The sequence below is a fragment of the Pandoraea sp. 64-18 genome (assembly GCF_001899225.1).
In the GTDB taxonomy this organism is placed as follows: Bacteria; Pseudomonadota; Gammaproteobacteria; order Burkholderiales; family Burkholderiaceae; genus Pandoraea; species Pandoraea cepalis.
Genome location: NZ_MKVU01000016.1, coordinates 146,814 through 167,869, shown reverse-complemented (window position 1 = coordinate 167,869; position 21,056 = coordinate 146,814). Strand labels below are relative to the sequence as shown.

Genomic DNA, 21,056 nt, shown 5'->3' with positions numbered 1-21,056 from the left:
CGTGATTACGCTTTGCGTTCGAGCACTTTGCCGAACAATCCCTGCGGACGCACCAGCAGGATCAGGAACAACAGGCCGAATGCCACGGCGTCGCGCATGTTCGAGCCGATATACGCGACCGACAACACTTCCGCGAAGCCGAGGAAGAGGCCGCCGATCATCGCGCCGCGAATGTCGCCCATGCCGCCGAGAATGATGACCGCGATCCCCTTGTGCAGCATCGGCTGCCCCATCAGTGGGAAGACGGCGTTGGAGTAAAGCCCGATCAGCACCCCCGCCATGCCGCCCAGCCCCGCCGCGGCAAACGACGTGGCCAGGAACAGGCCCTCGACGTTGATCCCGAGCAGGTAGGCTGCCTTCGGCGACTCGGCAATGGCGCGCAGCGCGCGCCCGAGTTGCGTCTTCTTGATCGTGGCAATGAGCACGGCCATGAGCGCAAACGAGATGAAGATGATCGCGAGTTCCAGTACCGTCATGTGCACGCCGGCCACCGTCAGGGTGTCCTGCGGCACGAGTTCGTACGGGAATCGCAGGTTCTCCGCGCCGAAAATACCTTGCACACCGTTGTTGAGCAGAATGCCCACGCCAATGGTGGCAATCATCGGAATCAGGTGAGGCGCACCGCGTTTGCGCAGCGGTTTGAGCACCAGCACGTCGATGAGCAGGCCGACCAGGCCAGCCACCACGACCGCCGTGACGATAGCCGCCCACAGCGGCAGATGAAGACGCACGACGGCTTGCAGCGCCGCATAGGCGCCGACCATGAAGACCGCGCCGTGCGAGAGATTGATAACGCCGAGGATGCCGAACACGAGGGTGAACCCGAGCGCGAACAAGGCGTACACGCACCCTAGGGAGAGTGCGTTGACGAGTTGCTGTTCCAGCATGGTGTCTATTCCAGCCTGAGGGACGGGGACACGCGCCGCACGGGGGTACGGCGTGCGCCAGAAACGCCGATGGGCGTAGCGCCTTTCAGCTCTACGCCCATGCGGACTTCTTCAAGTACTGCCGGGCTGCTTACTTCTCGATGACGTACTTGGTACCCTTCGTCACGCTGACGATAGGCGCCTGTTGTGCATCGTAGCCGGCCGGCTTGCCGTTCTTGCCCATGGCCTGACGGAACGCAAACTTGCCCGTAGCGCCGTCGTGTGTGACCTTCGGCAGCGCGTCGCGCAGCGCCTTGCGGTCGGCATCCAGGTTGCCCGAGATCTTCACGCTCTTGATTGCGCCCGCCGCGATATACATCGCGTCATAGGCTTGCGCCGCGAACTGGTCCGGGGCCACGTTGTACTTCGCCTTGTAGGCGCTGATGAACTTCGTGTTGGCCGGCGTGCTGTTCTCGATCGACCACGGGCTTCCCACCCACAGGCCATCCGAGCTGCCCTTGGCCAGATCGAAGACCTTGACCGAGTTCATGCCGTTACCGCCGATGAACGGCACGTTGATGCCCAACTGACGGGCCTGCACCATGATCGGCGCGCCTTCGGCGATCAGTGCCGACAGCACGATGGCGTCCGGGTTGCTCGCCTTGATCTTCGTGAGCTGTGCCTTGAAGTCCACGTCACCCTTGGCAAACGTCTCGGTCGTCGTGACCGGGATCTTCAGATCGGCCAGCGCCTTCTTGAAGTTGTCGTAGCCGCTCTTGGTGAACACGTCGTCGTTGCCATACAGCACCGCGACTTTCTTGATGCCCGTGTGCTTGGTCGCGACCTTGATGGTCTCGGGCAGCACGTCGGCTTCCGTCACGGAGTTGCGGAAGATGTAGTCGCCGATGGACGTAATGCCGTCAGCCGTATTCGACGTGCCGAACGCCACGGTCTTGGCCGCTTGCGCGATCGGATCGGCCGCCTGCGCCGAGTTCGACAACGTCGGGCCGAAAACCATCAGCACCTTGTCCTGGAAGATCAGCTTCTTGAAGACGTTGATCGCCTCTTCTTTCTTGCCCTGCTCGTCTTCGACCTGCAGTACGAGCTTGTTGCCGTTGATGCCGCCGGCGGCGTTGATTTCGTCCGCCGCGAGCTGGAAACCGTTCTTGATGGCGGCGCCATATTGCGCCGCACCGCCCGACAGTGCCTCGGCCACGCCGATCTTCAGATCGGCTGCGTGGGCCGCAGCCACCATCCCAGTAGCGACAAGCGCGCTCAGCAACTTGGTCATGGTGCTTTTCATGAGTCTTCTTCCTCCGATTCCTGGTCTCTAGTTATGAGAAGGCGCGCCTTATGAGCGCGCCCATTACCCTAACCACCGCGTCTGTTCTTAAGCCACGGCTTAAGAAAACCCCTAAGCATAACGCAAACTACCTTTACCGGACACGGCAAATGGGGTTTTGCCCCGTTGCGGCGCACAAATGCAACGCGTTTATGGCGCCGCAACGGCGATTCGCAGCATCAATGACCGGCGATGGTCATTTGTTCAATCAGGATTGACCCGACCTCCTTGGTACCGCGCACCAGGGCATCGGCCCCAATCGCGACGATCTGGCGGAACATGTCGTTCAGGTTGCCGGCCAGCGTGATCTCCTCGACCGGATACTGAATTTCGCCGTTCTCCACCCAGAAGCCCGAGGCGCCGCGCGAATAATCGCCCGTCACATAGTTCACGCCCTGCCCCATCAGTTCGGTCACGAGCAGGCCGGTGCCGAGCTTGCGCAGCATCGCTCGAAAGTCGTCCGTCGGTGCGGTGAGCTTGCTGTACATGCGCAGGTTGTGCGAGCCGCCCGCGTTGCCGGTCGTCTGCATGCCGAGCTTTCGGGCCGAATAGGTCGACAGGAAGTAGCCCTGCACCACGCCATCGCTCACCACGTCACGGGCGCGCGTTCTCACGCCTTCTTCGTCGTACGGGGCGCTGCCCATGGCGCGCGGCACGTGCGGATCCTCGTAAATGCCGACATGATCGGCAAACACCGGCTTGCCGAGGGTGTCAACGAGGAACGTGGCCTTGCGATACAGTGCGCCACCGCTCACACCCTGCACGAACGCCCCCAGCAGACCGGCGGCGAGCGGTGCCTCGAACAGCACGGCGCACTTGCGCGTGGACAGCTTGCGCGCGTGCAGGCGGGCCAGCGCGCGCTCGGCGGCGTAGCGGCCGACCGTTTCGGGCGAGGCCAGGTCTTCGGCGGCGCGCTTGGACGAATACCAATCGTCGCGCTGCATATGGCGGCCAGATCCGGCAATCGGCGAGACCGAAAGATAGTGTCGCGAATACGGATATCCCGACAGGAAGCCGCGAGTCGTCCCCAGCATGAATTGCGAGTGCTGGGCCGACACGCCCGCGCCTTCGGAATTTCGGATGAGCGGACTCACCTCGAATGCCGCCGTCTCGGCGCGACGCGCCAATTCGACCGCGTCGTCGGCCGAAATGCGCCACGGGTGAAACAACGACAGGTCCTGCGGATGCATCTCCAGCAGTTCGGACTCGGCAAGCCCGGCGCAGTCGTCTTCGGCCGTAAAGCGGGCAATGTTATAGGCCGCATCGACCGTGTCGTGCAGCGCCTTGCGCGAGAAGTCGGACGTGCTGGCATTGCCGCGGCGCTGACCGATGAATACCGTCACGCCCACCAGCTTGTCGCGATTGCGCTCAATGGTCTCGACCTTGCCGCGACGCACCGAGACCGACAAGCCGTCGCCCTCGGAGATCTCAGCCGCGGCATCGGTGGCGCCGAGCGAACGGGCGTATTGCAGTACGTCGCTGACAATTTCCTTGAGTTGATCCTGGGTATGCGTGAAATGCTGGGTCGCTTGGGACATCGGCGCGATTCGGTCAGTGGCTGAATAGGAACCGCCATCTTAGCGCGACTTCCCCGCCGCCGTGCGTCGGCACGGCAACTATTTGGACGCCGCGCGCCGCGCTACAATAGCGCTCATGACGCACACTCAACGCTTTAACCAAATCGCCCACGCCGAGCTTCCCGACGAAGGCCCGAGCAAATCCCAACGCAAGCGCGAGTCGCATGCCTTGCAGGATCTTGGCGAAGAACTGGTCAATCTGGCCAAGGACGCGCTCGCCCGCGTGCCGATGCCCGAGAACCTCGAACGCGCCGTCAAGGACTGCCGCAAGATCACCGCACACGAAGGCCGCCGCCGCCAGATGCAGTACGTGGGCAAGCAAATGCGCACGCTGCATGAGTCGGAAGTCGAAGCGATTCGCCGCGCCCTCGACGTCATCAAAGGCGTCTCGAAGGCGGAAACGGCCAAGCTGCATGCGCTCGAGCGCTGGCGCGAGCGCCTGCTGGCCAAGGACGAGGCGCTCACCGAGCTGCTCGCCCAGCACCCGCAGGCCGATGCGCAGCAGCTGCGCACACTGATTCGCAATGCCCGCCGTGAGCAGGCCGCGCAAAAGCCGCCCAAAGCCTTCCGCGAGCTGTTCCAGGCGCTCAAGGATCTGCTGGGCACCGGATCGTCCCACGCCGAAACTTCAGACGACGTCGAGAACGAACTGCCGGAATTCCCAACGCGCGAGGAAGATTGATGGTCGCCCGCTCCCATCCGGACGAACTTCGCGTAGGCCTCGTCTCGATCAGCGATCGAGCGAGTCAGGGTACCTATGACGACCAGGGCATTCCGGCGCTCCAGGCCTGGCTTGGCGCCGCGCTCCGGTCCCCCTGGGTGGCGGAAACTCGCCTGATTCCCGACGATGCCGACGGCATTACCGCTACGCTTATCGATCTGGTCGACACGATGCAGTGCGATCTGGTGCTCACCACCGGCGGCACAGGCCCTGCACGACGCGACGTCACGCCGGAGGCCACATTGCGGGCCGGTACGAAGGAGATGCCCGGCTTCGGAGAGCAGATGCGTCAGATCAGCCTGCGCTTCGTACCGACGGCCATCCTGTCGCGTCAGGTCGCCGTGATCCGCGAGAACCCGGCGCGTGCCGCGCTCATCATCAACCTGCCCGGGCAGCCCAAGTCGATCAAGGAAACGCTCGAAGGGTTGCGCGATATGGACGGAACGTCGATCGTGCCCGGCATTTTTGCCGCCGTGCCGTATTGCATCGACCTGATCGGCGGACCTTACATCGAGACCGACGACGCCGTCTGCAAGGCCTTCCGTCCCAAGAGCGCCATTCGCGCCCCGAAACCCGCCTGATGGACTGACGACAGGACGTTCCGGGCCATTCGGTTCGAACATCCAAAGCACAACGCCAGCGATATGGCTGGCGTTGTGAAGCGTCTGTGGGGAAGATCAGGCCGAAGTGGGCGCGGCCGCCTCGGGCGCGCCGGGTACGGTCGTCTTCAGGAAATGCTCGCGGTAGTACACCAGTTCGTCGATCGACTCGTGAATGTCGGCCATCGCCGTGTGGGCGGCGCGCTTGGTGAAGCCCTTGTAGACCGTGGGTTCCCAGCGGCGGCACAGTTCCTTGAGCGTGCTGACATCCAGGTTCCGGTAGTGAAAGAACGCCTCGAGCCTGGGCATGTAACGCGCCATGAAACGGCGATCCTGACAGATCGAATTGCCGCACATCGGCGACTTGTTGGGCGGCACGTACTGCGAGAGGAACTCGATCAGTTGCGCTTCGGCAGACGCCTCGTCGACCGCCGATGCCTTCACGCGTTCGATCAGCCCCGAGCGCCCATGTGTCGACTTGTTCCAGTCGTCCATTGCGTCGAGCACGGCGTCCGTTTGATGGATCGCGAACACCGGCCCCTCGATGCGGCGTGTCAGCGCGGAATCCGTGACGACCACCGCCACCTCGATGATTCGGTCGCTGTCGGGCTGCAGGCCGGTCATTTCCATATCGAGCCAGACCAGATTGAACTCGGCGCGCGCAAGCGTCGTCTCGGCATCGGCAGACGTGGGATGTTGGGATGGAATGACAGACATGGTCGGAAGACTCTGGAAAACGCGTCGGTAGGCGACCGGCAAGGGCGTCCCACCGGTCGAAAGAACTTATAATTCTCGCATACTTCGGATTCTCCTTAAGCGCATGCTCACTTACCTCTTCGTGATCTTCCTGCTGGCGATGGTCATGACCAAGCTTTGGCTGGCCGCTCGTCAGATCCGCCATGTGGTCACCCATCGGGCGGCTGTTCCCGAGCGATTTGCCAGTACGATCACACTGACCGACCATCAGCGGGCCGCCGATTACACGGTCGCCCGCACCCGTCTGGGTATGGCCGAGATCTTTGCCCAGGCGGTGCTGCTCGTCGCTTTCACGCTGCTCGGCGGGCTGAACCTGCTGCATATCGGCGTGACCGAGTGGCTCGGCGAGGGCTATCTGGGTCAGATCGCATTGATCGCCGCCGTGCTGTTGATTTCCGGCCTCGTCGATCTGCCCTTTACTTACGTGCGGCAGTTCGTGATCGAACAGCGTTTCGGCTTCAACCGCATGTCGCTCGGGCTGTTCATTGCCGATATGATCAAGGCCACCGCCATCGGCGTCTTGCTCGGACTGCCGCTGCTGTTCGCCGTGCTGTGGCTCATGGAGCGCGCAGGACCGTTGTGGTGGCTGTACACGTGGGTGGTCTGGGTGGGCTTCAATCTGTTTGTGCAGTTCATCTTCCCGCACGTCATCGCGCCGATGTTCAATAAGTTCGAACCGCTCTCGGACGTGTCGCTGGCGCAGCGCATCGAGGGGCTGATGCAGCGCTGCGGCTTCGCGGCGCGCGGTTTGTTCGTGATGGATGGCTCGAAGCGGTCGGCACACGGCAATGCCTATTTCAGCGGCTTCGGCCGCACCAAGCGCATCGTGTTTTTCGATACGCTCATCGAGCGGCTCTCACCCGCCGAAATCGAAGCCGTGCTGGCCCACGAGCTGGGCCACTTCAAGCGTCGCCACATCACGAAGCGCCTGATCGTCGCCTTCGTGCTGTCGCTGGCATTCCTTGCCCTGCTTGGTTGGCTGATCGGCCGCACATGGTTCTACACCGACCTCGGCGTGATGCCGTCGCTGACCGGTAGCAACAACGCGTTGGCGCTGGTGCTGTTCTTCCTCGTGCTTCCGGTGTTCGGCTTTTTCGCCAGCCCGCTCGGCAGCCTGACATCTCGCAAGCACGAGTTCGAAGCCGACGCGTTCGCCGCCAGCCAGACGCAAGCCAGCGATCTGGTCAACGCTCTCGTCAAGCTTTACCAGGACAATGCGTCGACGCTCACGCCCGACCCCGTCTACACCGCGTTTTACTATTCGCATCCGCCCGCCTCCCAGCGCATCGACCGTTTGCTGGGGCACGCATGAAGCGCAGCCTCAAGGGAAAAGCCGCGCCGGCCGAAACAACCGCGCAGGAACGCCGTCACGGCCGAGTCACGGCGGCGCACGGCCGTCACTACGTCGTGGAAGCCGACGATGGCGAAACGGTGCTGTGCTTTCCTCGCGGCAAGAAGAGCGAAATTGCGGTCGGCGACGAAGTCGCCTGGGCGCGCACCGGCGATCAGGGCGTGATTGAAGAGATCCTGCCGCGCCGCAACCTGCTTTACCGCTCAGACCAGTTCAAGAGCAAGCTCTTCGCCGCCAACATCGACCAGTTGGTCATCATGTTGGGCACCGAGCCGTACTTCAGCGAGGATTTGCTGGGCCGAGCACTGGTCGCCTCGGAAGCCAATGCACTGCGACCGCTGATCGTGCTCAACAAGACCGATGTCGCCGAGGCCTTGCCGTCGGCGCGCGCGCGCTTGGCGCCGTATCGCGCCCTGGGCTACGACGTGCTGGAACTTTCCGTGCGGGCGGATCCGGAAGGGGCGAAGGCGCTGCTGCTGCCTCGCCTGGCACATCAAGCGTCGTTGCTGCTCGGGCAGTCGGGCATGGGCAAATCGAGCCTCGTGAACCTGCTCGTCCCCGATGCCGATGCCGCAACGCGCGAGATCTCCACGGTATTGAACTCAGGCAAGCACACGACGACCTTCACGCGAATCTTTCACCTGCCCGAAGGCGGACTGCTCATCGATTCGCCAGGCTTTCAGGAATTCGGTCTGCATCACCTCAAGGAAGGGGCACTGGAGCGCGCCTTCCCCGAGTTCCGTGCACGGCTCACCGGGTGCCGGTTCTACAATTGCCATCACCTGAAAGAACCCGGTTGCGCTATTCTCGCGGCCGTGTCCGACGGAAGCATCTCGCAACAGCGCCATATGCTCTATGCCCAGCTCGTTCACGAGTCGGAGCAACAGATTCCATACTGACGCATCAGTCTGCGGCGAAGCGATCCGCGCGAATCGGCCATAAAAAAACCCGCTTCCGCGGGTTTTTTTATGGGTTCTCGCTTGAACCTCAGCCCAACCACACGGCGAGGGTCAGCAGCAGCAACAGGAGCATCCAAAGCAAAACCGCGCGCCAGACCAGGCCGACGGCCGCCTGAAGCGTGCGCGGCGTGCATTCGCTGCCGACAGGCAGGACTGCGTCGTCGCCTTGATTCAGCGCATCGACGCTCGAGACTTCCGCCAGCGGGCCGGTCAATCGTGCGCCAAGGGCGCCGCTACCCGCTGCCAGCAGAATGCCTTCGTTCTCGTTCGGCCACTGCTTCGCATAGTGGCGCCACGCGTAAATGGCGTCTTCAAAGTTGCCGACAATGGCGAAACCGATGGCCGTCAAACGAGCCGGCACCCAATCGATGACATAGAAAACCTTGCGCGCGAAGGCCCCGAACGCCGGGCTGCGATCGGGCGCGGGCTCCGTCCAGCGACGCGACAGATATTCGGCGAGACGGTACAACACCGCCCCCGCCGGACCGACCGGCATCAGGAACCAGAAAAACACGCCAAAAACGTGGCGATGCGAGGCAATGACCGCGTGCAACAGTGTGTGGCGCACGATCTCGTCCACCGGCATGTCGACCGTGTCGATGCCGATCCACTGGTGCAGGATTTCTCGCGCCTCGTTCACGTTATCGTTGTTCAGCGCAACGTGAATGTCCGTGAAGTAGTGACTGAACTGCCGGAATCCCATCGTCAGGTAGACGATGAGCACGTTCCATGCGAAGCCCAGGAAAATGTTGACCCGCATGAGCAGGTAGTAGATGACGCCGACCGCCAGCACAAACGGCAGCACCACGACCAGCCACGCAAGCACACCATGACGGGGTAGCCCGGCATCGAACGATTGCGACGTATGGGTCGCGTGGGAGCGAATCAGGTTGTAGATCGGGTTTTGCGTGGAGAGGGCACGCATCTGCTCGAGGATCAGCGCGAGGAGTACCGAAAAGAATGTCATGCGTGCGTTCAGATCACCAGACGGAATGGTGTAACGATAGCACAGCTTCTCGCAAATGCCCGCCCCAGGCGCCTGCACGACGCACTCACTTCACACTATAGGCAGACAACTCGCGAAAACGATCGGTCTCTCGCGTCAGGCCCGCAGGAGTTGATAGAAATTACGTAGCATGCCGGCCGTTGCGCCCCAAATGAAGTATTCACCTCCCGCGGGCTTCGGATACGGCATCGCGTAAAACCGGCGTTCGCCCACCTGATAGTGGAAGACGCGGATCTGATGATGTGCAGGGTCCATCAGGAAATCCAGCGGCACCTCGAAAATCTCGTCAACTTCACCGGCATCGGCGATGAGATCGAACGGCGGCTTGACCAGGCCCACGACCGGCGCAACACGAAAGCCGGTTCCGGTGACGTAGTCGGGCAAGCGTCCGATCACTTCCACCGCCCCCGAATCGAGACCTATTTCTTCACGCGACTCACGCAAGGCTGTGGCGATCGGCGACAGATCGTCGGGCTCGCGGCTACCGCCAGGAAAACTCACTTGCCCGGCGTGCGTGCTCAGATGTTGGGTTCGCTGCGTCAGCAGCACAGTCGTGCCATGCGCGCGCATCACCAACGGCACGAGCACGGCCGCCGCACGCGGCGTAAATTGTGCCGGCGGCGCGAGTTCGATCGCGCCAGCCTCCGGCGTCCAGATCGGCGGACTCGCGAGCCGGTCACGCAACGCGGCGGGCGTTAGCCGCTCCGCCGGCACCGCAGGCTCCCCCTCGCCCGTCGAGACGATGGGTAACGCTTCAGGATGCAGGATCAGAGGTGGCGCCACGTAGACCTTTGCTGGGTGGAGAACTTCGCTATTTTAGCGAGGAAGCCCTAAACACGTACACGCAAACAAAATGCCAATGGCACGGCAATTCGTGGCGTTCGATGACGAGGACACGCCGCAACATCGGCGTCGATGAAAGACAGCACAACGAAAAAAGCACCCCGAAGGGTGCTTTTCCATACGGCTTTGGCTGCGCCCGGCCACGAGGTCGCCAGGCATAGCGGCGTCCGACTTACTGGGCGGCAGCGGGCTTGCTCTTGAACGAGAGCTTTTCCTTGATACGTGCCGACTTGCCCGAACGCTCACGCAGGTAGTACAGCTTGGCGCGACGAACGTCACCACGACGCTTGACTTCGATGCTGGCGATCAGCGGCGAGTACGTCTGGAACGTACGCTCAACGCCTTCACCCGACGAAATCTTGCGGACGATGAATGCCGAATTCAGGCCACGGTTACGCTTGGCGATGACGACGCCTTCGTATGCCTGAACGCGCTTGCGCGTACCTTCGACCACGTTCACGTTGACGATCACGGTGTCGCCCGGGGCGAATTCGGGAATCGTCTTGTTCGCGGTCAAACGCGCGATTTCTTCCTGCTCGATCTTGGCGATCAGATTCATTTACCACTCCTTGTGCCATCGTATCGGCGTTATATACCGGCATGCCGGCCCCGACAGAGGATGGGTGCAAACCGAATGCCGTCCCCATGACGACACCCGCTACCTACTTGGCCGACGTATCGACCCGCAGGCTTGCCAGCCATGCCTCATCGGCACGACTGAGCAATCCGTTGGCGCGTGCGCTCTCGATCAGATCGGGGCGTTTGCGCCAGGTATTGGTCAACGCCTCGCGGCGTCGCCATTTTTCAATCTCTGCATGATGCCCGCCCAACAGCACGTCGGGCACGCGCACCCCTTCGTACTCTTCGGGTCGCGTGTAATGCGGACAATCGAGCAGGCCATTGACGAAACTGTCCTGCTCGGCCGACTGCTCGTCGTTCAGTGCCCCCGGCAGCAGCCGGATCAGCGAGTCCATCAGTGCCATGGCGGGCAACTCTCCGCCCGACAGCACGAAATCGCCAACACTGACCTCTTCGTCCACGACGCGATCGATCAAACGCTGATCGATGGCTTCGTAGCGCCCACAGAGCAGAATCAACCCCTGCTCCTGTTCGCGCAGTTCCACGACACGACGATGCGTCAGTGGCTTGCCTTGCGGCGACATCAGCAACACCCGGCCGCGCGGTACGCCGGCTTGCGCCTGCGCAGCCTTTGCGGCCTCGATGGCGTCGTCGAGCGGCTTGGCGAGCATCACCATGCCCGGGCCGCCGCCGTACGGTCGATCATCGATCGTCCTGTAGCTGTTATGCGTGAAATCGCGAGGATTCCAAAACCGCAGACCGTAGCGCGACTGCTTGAGCGCCCGGCTGGTGACGCCCCAGTCGGTCAGTGCCCGAAACATCTCGGGAAAGAGCGTGACGACGTCAAACTGCATCAAACCGGTTCCGTCCAGAGGTGCCCGGACACCACAGCGGCCGGGCGATCAATCGGTATCTCAGTAGTCAAGACCCCAGTCGACCACAATGCGCCCCGCCTCGATATCGACGGATTGCACATATTTGGCGACGAACGGGATCAGACGCTCAGCGGTCTTCGCCGACTTGTCGTCGACGGCAGGCGCCTCGTAAGCGACACGCAACACAGTGTGCACGCCGTTGTCGAGCAACCCGACGACCTTGCCCAGCGATTCGTCCTGCAGATTCGTTACCTGGGCGCCAATGAGGTCCACCCAGTAAAACTCGTCTTCACCGGCGGTCGGAAACGCACTGCGCGGCACCCAGACCTGAAGGCCCTTGAGCGCCTCGGCGGCCGACCGGTTTTCGCTGCCGCGTAATTGCGCGACCACGGTACCGGAATGCCCTCGACTGTGCAGTACATTGGCCTTGGTGTAGGCCGACTCACCGGGACGACGAAAATACCAACAATCGGCGGACAAGAGCCCTTCGCCCTCGCCCGTATGCGGCTGCACCTTGATCCAGCCACGAATTCCGTAGGCGTCGCCAATGTAACCCAGCTCGACGAGATCGTCGGGCACTTCGGTCACCGGGGCGAGCACCTGCTCGGCACGCATGCCGGCGGCGCGGCGCGCCTCAGCACCGATTTTCAGCGGTACCCGCTCACGTGCGGGTCGAGCGGAACGAACCATGCCAATCCAACGTTGTGACGAACACACGGCGATGACCGCCCCAGATCGCTCGGGAGCAGGCACCGCCGTTCAATTCTCATGCCATCGGCAAACCGACGGCAATGCTGATAGCTTGACTAGCCGAAGCGCTTAGGCAGCGGCCTTGGCGCCTTGCTTGATCAGACGAGCCACGGTCGGCGACAGTTGTGCGCCAACGCCTTGCCAGTACGTCAGACGGTCTTGAGCGATACGCAGACCTTCCGTGCCTTCGGCAGCGACCGGGTTGTAGAAGCCAATACGCTCGATGAAGCGACCATCGCGACGGTTACGCGAGTCGGTTGCAACGATGTTGTAAAACGGGCGCTTCTTCGCGCCGCCGCGAGCCAGGCGGATAACGACCATAATAAATCCTTGTGAATCCAGAAGTGTTCGGACAGAAAACGCGACATTATAGCGCAAAACCCTCGTCAAAACAAACACTTCCCCGGACACCGGCGGCGCCCCGCCAAGCCGCGCCCGGATTGGGGGACAAGACCGCCGCGTTGGCTACGGGAGGCACTGGTCTACAATGCACGCATTCTGTGCGTGAAGCGAGTCCAGCATGCAACGATTGACCGGTGGATGGCAACGCCCCGCTCGGCCGCAATGGCCAGTGCGGGTCGCCGTGCGAGTCATCCATCTTGTGAAGCATGTGCGTCGGGTCGGTTTGTTTTTCGGCGCCGCGCTGGCGATGGCCCCATGCCTCGCCACGGCGCGCGACGCCCTTCCCATCGAACGTCTCGTCCTGCCGCCCGGCTTTCACGTCGAAGTCCTCTCCGACCGGGTGCCCGGCGCCCGCGGCATGACGCTTGGCCCGAAAGGCACCTTGTTCGTCGGCAGCCTCGCACAAGGCGTTGTCTATGCCATCACACTCGATCCGTCGCGCGCCTATGCGGCCAGGGTCCAGACCATCGCCTCCGGGCTGAACATGCCCGTCGGCGTGGCATTGCGCAACGGCGCACTCTATATCTCGGCCGTCTCGCGCATCGTCAAGCTCGACAATATCGAAAGCCGGCTCGACAATCCCGGCAAACCGATCGTCGTCTACGACAAGCTTCCTGGCGAAAGTCACCACGGCTGGCGGTACATCGCATTTGGCCCCGATCAGCGCCTGTATGTCGGCGTGGGCGCACCGTGCAATGTCTGCAAGCGCGACGGCGACCGCTTCGCGATGATCGGCAGCATGAAGCCGGACGGCACCGACTGGCAGGTCGTCGCCCGTGGCGTGCGCAACACCGTAGGCTTCGACTGGCAACCCAGGACACGCACGCTCTGGTTCACCGATAACGGTCGCGATCAACTCGGCGACGACGTGCCGGACGACGAGCTGAACCGCCTCACACGCATCGGCGAACACTTCGGATTCCCTTACTGCCATGCCGGCGACATCGCGGATCCCGAATACGGGCGAGAGAAACGCTGTGCGGACTTCACGCCCCCCGTGGCAAAGCTTGGCGCCCATGTGGCCGCGCTCGGCGTGCGCTTTTACACCGGCAAACAGTTCCCCAAGGACTATCGCGGCAGTCTGTTCATCGCAGAGCACGGCTCCTGGAACCGGAGCCGCAAGGTCGGCTACCGGGTCGTACGCGTCGTGCTCGACGCCAAGGGCAACGTCGCCAGGCAGGAAATCTTCGCGCAAGGTTGGCTGGGCGACGACGAGTCGGTCTGGGGCCGCCCTGTCGACCTCCTTACGTTACCAGACGGCTCACTGTTGATCAGTGACGATGAGGCCGGCGCGATCTACCGCATTACTTATCGGAAACCGTGACGCGGCCGCACGACGACGACCGACATCGACTCGGGAATCTCACCGCAATGACGATGCAAGGAACTGCACTGACCGGCATTCGGTCAACCTTTCATGGACTCAGGGCTGCGCACGGCGTCCGCCGCCTCCGTGTGCCGCGACACTTTCGCTGATCGTGCCCTCCCGGCACGCTCGGCAATTCCACCAAGACATGATCATGACCCAACGCCGACTCTCTTTCCTGCCCGCCTCGTTCGCCACCTATATGGCAACGCTCCTCGTGCCGGCGGCCATGTTGGCCGGCTGCGCCGCCCCGTCGGGCGGCGCCGGTCCATCGCAGGCGTCGCCCGGCGCGCCAGCCGCCGCCACCGCCCCCGCCGACATCCTCGGCACCTGGCAACTGATGCGGTGGGAAGGTGTCGACGATTTGCCAAGTCTGCCGGAAAGCCGCGCCATCAACCTGACCTTTAACGACAAAGGAGCGTTCTCTGGCTCCGGCGGATGTAACCGGATCTTCGGCCAGTACTCGGTGGGGCCGGCCAAGGGCCAGGTCAGCCTTCAGGCGCCGGCCGCCACACGCATGGCTTGCCCGGACTCGATGGCCTTCGAAGCCCGCTACCTGACGACGCTTCCCCGCGTCACCCGTTTCGAACGCCGCGACACGCAGTTGATTTTGCGCACTCCGAATGGCGAGACCCTGACCTACGCCTCGCAGACGTTGCTGGATCGTCCGGTCGCCAGCGCCACCAAGACGGAAGACCGTATTGTCGACGTCGATTCGCAAATGGCGGATTGCGTGGGCGCCGCGCCGCGAAAGTGCCTGCGCGTGCGCAACGCCGACGATTCCGGGAAAGCGCCGTGGGAACTCTGGTACGCCCACATCGATGGCTTCTCGTGGAAGCCCGGCGTAGAATACCGCGTGAAAATCCACGGCGAACCCGTCGTCAATCCGCCCGCCGATGCGTCGAGCATGCGCTGGACGCTGGTCGAAGTCATTCGCGAAACGCCAGCCCGATAACCCATCCCAATGAATGCAGTCGCCTATAAATCCAAGACCCTGACCGCGGGCCTGGCAATGCTGTTCGGCACGCTGGGCTTGCATCGTTTCTATCTGTATGGTCTGCGCGACCGCTTCGGGTGGGCCCATGTCGTGGGATCGGCCTGCGGTGTAGCGGGTTGGGGGCTGCTGGTCACGAGTGAGCTGCAGTCTCCCGCCGGATGGGGCCTGACGATTCTCGGCGCCATCTCGCTGTTTTCCGCATTCCTGGCGGCGATTGTTTACGGACTTCGGCCCGACGAGCGCTGGGATGCCCAGTTCAACGCCAGCGCCCAGCGCAAATCGCGCTCGGGATGGATGGCCGTCATCATCGTGAGCGTGTCGCTGTTCGTGGGCGCGATGTTGATGATGGTCGGTCTCGCCGTGGCGTTCCAGACCTATTTCGAAACGCACGACACGCCGAACCGCCTGTCGCAGTAACGCGTGAGCATGACCACACTCGTCGTCGCCCCCTCCCGACCGACGCTGGGCTTCATCGGCGCCGGTCGCGTTGCATGCGCCCTCGCGCTCGCGGCGGCACGTGCGGGGTATGAGGTGACGGCGATCGCAAGCCGACGCCTCGATGCGGCGCAACGCGTCGCGGTCGCCTTGCCGGCGTGTAAGGCCCTGCCAATCCACCGGCCGAACGACATGAACGCGGTCTTCGCCCACGCGGACCTTGTCTTCCTGAGCGTTCCCGACGACGCCATCGCCACGTGCGCCGCACATCTGTCGCCGCGCGCCGGGCAGGCACTGGTGCATTGCAGCGGCGCCTCGGAGGTTGGTCTGCTCGCGGCCGCCACCCGACACGGTGCGCAAATTGGCGGCTTCCACCCGCTGTTTCTTTTTGCCGGTCTCGATGACGACGCGATACGCCTGTCGGGCAGCGCCATCACCATCGAAGCCGACGCACCGCTGAACGCTACGCTCCACGCGCTTGCCAGCGCGATGGGGTGCCGCGCCCTGTCGATCCCGGCGGGCGAACGGATGCGATATCACGCCGGCGCCAATTACGCCGCCAGTTTTCTGCTGTGCCTGCTCGATGAAGCTATCCAGCTCTGGCACGCGATCGGCATGCCGGAAGCCGACGCCCAAGACGCCATGTGGCCGCTGGTCATGGGTACCCTCACCGCCGCCCGCGACCGCGGACTTGCCGGCGCGCTCTCCGGCCCGGTGTCGCGGGGCGACGCAGGCATCGTCACCCGCCACACCGAAGCGCTTGCCTCGCTGGGCGGCAATCACGCGACGTTGTATTCGCTGCTGACGCTCCGGGCGATTCACCTCGCCCGTCAACGCCCGAACGCTGACGGCGCCGCACTCGACGCCATCGCACGCGCCATCGCGCCATATTTGCCGCCGTCCGCCCCAGAAAGCGACGCATAAGCACATCCAGCGTCCCCAGCCCATCCAGTCGCTCGACGCCGTCCACCCGCGCCACCTCGCCTCGCCCGCCAGTCCGTTCCGCGTCATGCTCGCCTCTCATTTACTGTATAAAAACACAGTATAATGACAAGCATTCCTCGCGAACGACCTGCCTTCGCGCCCCGGACTGCCATCAAGGAGACAAGTCATGGCTTCCTCATTCGCGCCGCCCCCGTCGCGTAAGGGCCGAGGCGCTACCGCCAATCTCGAATCGCGCTTTTCCGAATTCCGGCGCGAAAGCGATGAGACCCGACTTGAATCGGATGCGGCCCAAGAATGCGAGGTCAAGTTCGTCACGCAAGTCGCGCTGGAAAACGCGCGAACGATCATCTCGCGCAATCAATCGACGGACATTCCCTTCGACCGTTCGATCAACCCGTATCGGGGATGCGAGCATGGCTGCGCGTATTGTTTTGCGCGTCCCACGCACGCCTATCTCGGCCTGTCGCCGGGGCTCGACTTCGAAACCCGCCTTTACGCGAAACACAACGCCGCCGAGCGCCTCGACGCCGAGTTGCGCAAGCGCGGCTATCAGCCCGCCCTGCTCGCACTCGGCGCAAACACCGACCCGTACCAGCCCATCGAACGTGAATACGGCATCACTCGAAGCGTGCTGGAAGTCCTCGAGCGTTTCGGCCATCCCGTCGGCATCACCACGAAATCCGCGCTGGTCACGCGCGACATCGACATCCTGTCGCGAATGGCACAGCGTGGTCTGGCCCGCGTATTCATCTCAGTGGGAACGCTCGATGCGGAGATCGCACGCAAGATGGAGCCGCGCGCCAATACCCCGGCACGTCGCATCGAGGCCATCCGAAAGCTGACGGACGCGGGTATTCCCACCGGGGTGATCGTGGCGCCCATCGTGCCGGCGCTCACCGATTTCCACATCGAACGCGTACTGACGACGGCGGCGCAAGCCGGCGCAACGTACGCGGGCTATGTGATGCTGCGACTGCCGCGCGAAGTTCACGATGTTTTCGTGACGTGGCTCGAAGCACATTACCCGCTGCGGGCACGCCACGTCATGAGCCTGATCGAGCAGGTGCGCGACGGCAAGCACAACAGTTCCGAATTCGGCACGCGCATGCGCGGCACCGGTTTGCATGCGGAGTTGATCCGTCAGCGCTTTCATCTGGCCGCCCGCAAGTTGGGTCTCAATCAGGCGCGACCACCGCTGCGTAACGATCAGTTCAAGGTCCCCGCACCGGCAACTTCGGCCGTCGCCAACGGATGGCAAACCGCCGCGCAAGCCCCTGAGGCCGGGACCGACAAGGCCGACCCGCAAATGCCGCTCTTCTAGAAAGCGACGCCGGACGCAACCGCAACTTGAGCCTATCGACGCTCTCCCGCCCTCCCGCCGCCGCGCTCACTCCTCGACGTGGATGGTGAGCGTCTCCTTGATCTCCTCCATCACGACGTAGCTCTTCGACTGCACGGCCCCCGGCAGTTGCAGCAGGATGTCGCCGAGCAACTTACGGTATTCGGACATCTCTCGAATGCGCGCCTTGATCAGATAGTCGAAGTCGCCCGAGATGAGATGGCACTCCATCACCTCCGGGATCCGCAGCACTTCCCGCCGAAACTGATCGAACATGTTGCCTGACTTGTGATCGAGCGTGATCTCGACGAATACCAGCAACGCGGCGCCCAGCGCGGCCGGATTCACCCGGGCGTAGTACCCCATGATCACCCCGTCGCGCTCCATGCGTTTCACGCGCTCGATGCAGGGCGTAATCGACAGGCCGACCTGCTCGGCGAGGTCTTTCATCGACATCCGCCCGTCTTGCTGAAGCAGCGCGAGAATGCGCCGATCGAGCCGATCCAGCGTTCGGATCGATTGCTGTTGGACTCTCATTATTTATTCCTGAATTTCCAATATATACATTAACTAAACCTACTAATCAGATAATACTATGCCAATTATTACTGGATAAACATGGTTTTACAGGAGTCAATGCAATGAAGGTCATCGTTCTCGGTAGCGGCGTCATCGGCGTCACCAGCGCCTATTACCTGGCGAAGGCCGGGCACGACGTCACGGTGCTCGATCGTCAAGCCGGACCGGCGCTCGAGACCAGCTTCGGCAACGCCGGCCAGATTTCGCCGGGCTACGCCTCGCCGTGGGCAGCGCCGGGCATTCCGACGAAGGCCATCAAGTGGTTGTTCCAGAAGCACGCCCCGCTCGCCATCCGTCCGGACGGCACGCTCACGCAACTCAAGTGGCTCTATCAAATGCTGCGCAATTGCACGCCCGAGCGTTATGCCGTCAACAAGGAACGCATGGTGCGGATCGCCGAGTACAGCCGCGATTGCTTCCGTGCGTTGCGCGCGGAGACGGGCATTCCTTACGAAGGTCGTCAGGCGGGCACGTTGCAACTGTTCCGTACCGATGAGCAACTGGCGAACGCCGCGCGCGACATGGCGGTGCTTGAAGAGGCCGGTGTGCCGTTCGAGTTGCTCGACCGCCAGGCGCTTGCCAGCGCCGAGCCGGCATTGGCGGCCGTCGCTCACAAGCTTACGGGCGGCCTGCGCCTGCCCAACGATGAAACCGGCGACTGCCAGTTGTTCACCACGCGTCTGGCGGCGATGGCCGAGGCACTCGGCGTGAAATTCCGCTACGACATGCCGATCGACGGTCTGAACGTTGTCGGCGACAAGATCGATGGCGTGGTCTGCGCAGGCACGGTGCAGCGCGCCGACGCCTACGTCGTCGCCCTCGGGTCATACTCCACACCGTTCCTGCGCGGCCTGGTCGACATTCCGGTGTATCCGCTCAAGGGATACTCGATTACGGTGCCCATCGCCGATGCATCGCGCGCGCCGGTGTCGACCGTGCTCGACGAGACCTACAAGATTGCCGTCACTCGCTTCGACGACCGCATTCGCGTCGGCGGCATGGCCGAAGTGGTCGGCTACGACAAGACGCTCAACCCGGCTCGCCGCGCCACGCTGGAAATGGTCGTGAACGATCTGTATCCAGGCGCCGGCAACACGGCCGACGCCTCGTTCTGGACGGGGCTGCGCCCGATGACGCCCGACGGCACGCCGATCGTGGGCGCCACCGCCCTGCGCAATCTGTTCCTGAACACGGGACACGGCACGCTGGGCTGGACGATGTCCTGCGGCTCAGGCCAGTTGCTGGCCGATCTGATGTCGGGACGGCGGCCCGCGATTCTGGCCGACGATCTGTCGGTGGCGCGCTACAGCCGCGCGCCCGACGCGCAGGCCCAACCGGCCTTCGCCTGAGCTTCCAGACGGCACCTTCGGGTGCCGTTTTGATTGGCGCCGCCGAAACGTTGGCATGCGCTGTCGTCACTTTTTGCTGTCACATCACAAAAAAGGAGACGCATCATGAGAATCGGTGTACCCAAGGAGATCAAGAACCACGAATACCGCGTCGGCATGACGCCCGCCGCTGTGCGCGAAGTCGTCGCCCGCGGGCACGAAGTGTGGATCGAAACCCAGGCCGGGTCCGGCATCGGCATGGACGACACGGTCTACGCCGCCGCCGGTGCACGCATTGCCGCAACGGCGGTCGACGTGTTCGATCGCGCCGAACTGATCGTGAAGGTCAAGGAGCCGCAGGCCGTCGAACGCGCCCGGCTTCAGCCCCATCACACACTCTTCACGTACCTCCATCTCGCCCCCGATCCCGACCAGACGCGTGACCTGCTCAAGAGCGGCGCCACGTGCATTGCCTATGAGACGGTGACGTCTGCGAACGGCGGACTTCCCCTGCTCGCCCCCATGTCCGAGGTCGCCGGACGCATGTCGATTCAGGCCGGGGCCACCGCGCTCGAAAAGACGCATGGCGGACTGGGTCTGCTCCTCGCCGGTGTACCGGGGGTGGAAGCTGGCAAAGTCGTGATCCTGGGCGGTGGCGTTGTGGGCACCAATGCCGCGACGGTGGCCGTGGGCATCGGCGCGCAGGTGACGGTGATCGACAAATCGGTCGACGCGTTACGCCGCCTCAATGCGCAGTTCGGTGGCCACGTCCAGACGGTCTACTCGACGCAACACGCCATCGAAACGCATGTGCACGACGCCGATCTCGTCATCGGCGGCGTCCTCATTCCGGGCGCCGCGGCGCCGAAACTCATCACGCGCGCGATGCTCGGCCTCATGCGCAAGGGCGCTGTCATCGTCGACGTCGCGATCGATCAGGGCGGTTGTTGCGAGACCTCTCACGCAACGACGCACGCTGATCCGGTCTACGTCGTGGAAGGGATCGTGCACTATTGTGTGGCCAATATGCCGGGTGGCGTGCCGCGCACCTCCACGTTCGCGCTCAACAACGTGACGTTGCCGTTCATTCTGCAACTGGCCGACCATGGACCGGTCGCCGCGATGCGCGCCGATCCGCACCTGCTTGCCGGACTCAATGTGGCGCGCGGCAGGGTGACCAATCGTGGTGTCGCTGACGCGCTGGGCCTGGTCTATCACGATCCGCATGCCGTGCTGGCGAATTTACCGGCTGCGGCGTAGGCACAACGACGTGAACGCGTAGGCGCGTAGATGCATCGGCGCGACGCCGGGGCGCTTCACACCCGGCGCCGCGCCACGCCTCGCGCTTTGGACATGGGCACACTCCCTTCGTTATACTTGCCTCATCTCGACGGCGCCCGCCGGTCAAGCCGGTACCCAGGCACGTGCTGCCGCGCGGCAT

22 protein-coding genes are annotated in these 21,056 nt (G+C 63.1%); 11 read left to right on the top strand and 11 right to left on the bottom strand.

What is annotated here, in order from left to right; all coding sequences use genetic code 11:
* Positions 1–5: 5 nt before the first annotated feature.
* The 3 genes from BGP02_RS14355 to pmbA form a co-directional block, all read right to left on the bottom strand.
* A complete protein-coding gene (locus BGP02_RS14355; RefSeq protein WP_017234878.1) occupies positions 6–887 on the bottom strand; it encodes a branched-chain amino acid ABC transporter permease in 882 nt (293 codons plus the stop codon).
* A gap of 130 nt (positions 888–1,017) precedes the next feature.
* The gene (locus tag BGP02_RS14350) at positions 1,018–2,169 is read right to left on the bottom strand and encodes an ABC transporter substrate-binding protein (protein WP_017234877.1); all 1,152 of its coding nucleotides are present in this window, start codon (positions 2,167–2,169) and stop codon (positions 1,018–1,020) included.
* 218 nt (positions 2,170–2,387) lie between these two features.
* Complete coding sequence (gene pmbA, locus BGP02_RS14345) at positions 2,388–3,746, bottom strand: metalloprotease PmbA (protein ID WP_017234876.1); 1,359 nt, start codon at positions 3,744–3,746, stop codon at positions 2,388–2,390.
* A 115-nt stretch (positions 3,747–3,861) separates the two neighbouring features.
* Here pmbA and yjgA point away from each other — a divergent pair, with 115 nt between their 5' ends.
* Both yjgA and mog read left to right on the top strand, forming a co-directional pair.
* Positions 3,862–4,467 (top strand): ribosome biogenesis factor YjgA, encoded by a 606-nt coding sequence (gene yjgA / locus BGP02_RS14340; protein WP_017234875.1) that lies wholly within the window; start codon positions 3,862–3,864, stop codon positions 4,465–4,467.
* Positions 4,467–5,087: a molybdopterin adenylyltransferase gene (gene mog, locus BGP02_RS14335; protein WP_017234874.1), complete on the top strand. Its 621-nt coding sequence runs from the start codon at positions 4,467–4,469 to the stop codon at positions 5,085–5,087. The genes yjgA and mog overlap by 1 nt, the downstream gene beginning before the upstream one ends.
* A 96-nt stretch (positions 5,088–5,183) precedes the next feature.
* Here the strand turns inward: mog and orn are convergent, their stop codons facing one another.
* Positions 5,184–5,822, bottom strand: coding sequence for an oligoribonuclease (gene orn / locus BGP02_RS14330; RefSeq protein ID WP_017234873.1), 639 nt, complete (start codon positions 5,820–5,822; stop codon positions 5,184–5,186).
* A 103-nt stretch (positions 5,823–5,925) separates the two neighbouring features.
* Between orn and BGP02_RS14325 the strand changes: the two genes are divergently transcribed.
* Positions 5,926–7,173: a M48 family metallopeptidase gene (locus tag BGP02_RS14325; protein ID WP_130025503.1), complete on the top strand. Its 1,248-nt coding sequence runs from the start codon at positions 5,926–5,928 to the stop codon at positions 7,171–7,173.
* Positions 7,170–8,111: a ribosome small subunit-dependent GTPase A gene (gene rsgA / locus BGP02_RS14320; RefSeq protein ID WP_261938811.1), complete on the top strand. Its 942-nt coding sequence runs from the start codon at positions 7,170–7,172 to the stop codon at positions 8,109–8,111. Before BGP02_RS14325 ends, rsgA begins: the two co-directional genes overlap by 4 nt.
* A gap of 88 nt (positions 8,112–8,199) precedes the next feature.
* Here rsgA and BGP02_RS14315 read toward each other — a convergent pair whose 3' ends face one another.
* From BGP02_RS14315 to rpsP, 6 genes are all read right to left on the bottom strand, one after another.
* Entirely contained in the window at positions 8,200–9,138 is a 939-nt protein-coding gene (locus BGP02_RS14315) for a CobD/CbiB family protein (protein ID WP_026132135.1), read from the bottom strand.
* A 135-nt stretch (positions 9,139–9,273) separates the two neighbouring features.
* On the bottom strand, positions 9,274–9,960 hold the full coding sequence (locus tag BGP02_RS14310; protein ID WP_026132134.1) for a CoA pyrophosphatase: 687 nt from the start codon (positions 9,958–9,960) through the stop codon (positions 9,274–9,276).
* Positions 9,961–10,192: 232 nt separating this feature from the next.
* Positions 10,193–10,579: a 50S ribosomal protein L19 gene (gene rplS / locus BGP02_RS14305; RefSeq protein WP_017234868.1), complete on the bottom strand. Its 387-nt coding sequence runs from the start codon at positions 10,577–10,579 to the stop codon at positions 10,193–10,195.
* A 103-nt stretch (positions 10,580–10,682) separates the two neighbouring features.
* Positions 10,683–11,453, bottom strand: coding sequence for a tRNA (guanosine(37)-N1)-methyltransferase TrmD (gene trmD, locus BGP02_RS14300; protein ID WP_150563103.1), 771 nt, complete (start codon positions 11,451–11,453; stop codon positions 10,683–10,685).
* Between the two features lie 60 nt (positions 11,454–11,513).
* Complete coding sequence (gene rimM, locus BGP02_RS14295; protein WP_232424674.1) at positions 11,514–12,164, bottom strand: ribosome maturation factor RimM; 651 nt, start codon at positions 12,162–12,164, stop codon at positions 11,514–11,516.
* Positions 12,165–12,293: 129 nt separating this feature from the next.
* A complete protein-coding gene (gene rpsP, locus BGP02_RS14290; protein WP_017234865.1) occupies positions 12,294–12,545 on the bottom strand; it encodes a 30S ribosomal protein S16 in 252 nt (83 codons plus the stop codon).
* Between the two features lie 328 nt (positions 12,546–12,873).
* Here rpsP and BGP02_RS14285 point away from each other — a divergent pair, with 328 nt between their 5' ends.
* The 5 genes from BGP02_RS14285 (at position 12,874) to BGP02_RS14265 (ending at position 17,690) form a co-directional block, all read left to right on the top strand.
* A complete protein-coding gene (locus tag BGP02_RS14285) occupies positions 12,874–13,950 on the top strand; it encodes a PQQ-dependent sugar dehydrogenase (protein WP_261939890.1) in 1,077 nt (358 codons plus the stop codon).
* Between the two features lie 196 nt (positions 13,951–14,146).
* A complete protein-coding gene (locus BGP02_RS14280; RefSeq protein ID WP_198288715.1) occupies positions 14,147–14,947 on the top strand; it encodes an META and DUF4377 domain-containing protein in 801 nt (266 codons plus the stop codon).
* Positions 14,948–14,956: 9 nt separating this feature from the next.
* Complete coding sequence (locus tag BGP02_RS14275; RefSeq protein WP_286798774.1) at positions 14,957–15,406, top strand: TM2 domain-containing protein; 450 nt, start codon at positions 14,957–14,959, stop codon at positions 15,404–15,406.
* A 9-nt stretch (positions 15,407–15,415) separates the two neighbouring features.
* Positions 15,416–16,348 carry a Rossmann-like and DUF2520 domain-containing protein gene (locus tag BGP02_RS14270; protein WP_261938813.1) on the top strand — a complete coding sequence of 311 codons (933 nt, stop codon included), beginning with the start codon at positions 15,416–15,418 and terminating at the stop codon, positions 16,346–16,348.
* A gap of 187 nt (positions 16,349–16,535) precedes the next feature.
* Positions 16,536–17,690, top strand: a complete 1,155-nt coding sequence (locus BGP02_RS14265) for a PA0069 family radical SAM protein (protein ID WP_286798773.1) — start codon at positions 16,536–16,538, stop codon at positions 17,688–17,690.
* Between the two features lie 66 nt (positions 17,691–17,756).
* On the opposite strand, the gene BGP02_RS14260 is transcribed toward BGP02_RS14265, so the two are convergent.
* Entirely contained in the window at positions 17,757–18,245 is a 489-nt protein-coding gene (locus BGP02_RS14260) for an Lrp/AsnC ligand binding domain-containing protein (RefSeq protein ID WP_017234859.1), read from the bottom strand.
* Positions 18,246–18,349: 104 nt separating this feature from the next.
* Here BGP02_RS14260 and BGP02_RS14255 point away from each other — a divergent pair, with 104 nt between their 5' ends.
* Together BGP02_RS14255 and ald are read left to right on the top strand one after the other, a co-directional pair.
* A complete protein-coding gene (locus BGP02_RS14255) occupies positions 18,350–19,636 on the top strand; it encodes a D-amino acid dehydrogenase (protein WP_017234858.1) in 1,287 nt (428 codons plus the stop codon).
* A gap of 105 nt (positions 19,637–19,741) precedes the next feature.
* Positions 19,742–20,875, top strand: coding sequence for an alanine dehydrogenase (gene ald / locus BGP02_RS14250; protein ID WP_286798772.1), 1,134 nt, complete (start codon positions 19,742–19,744; stop codon positions 20,873–20,875).
* The last annotated feature ends 181 nt before the right edge of the window (positions 20,876–21,056 follow it).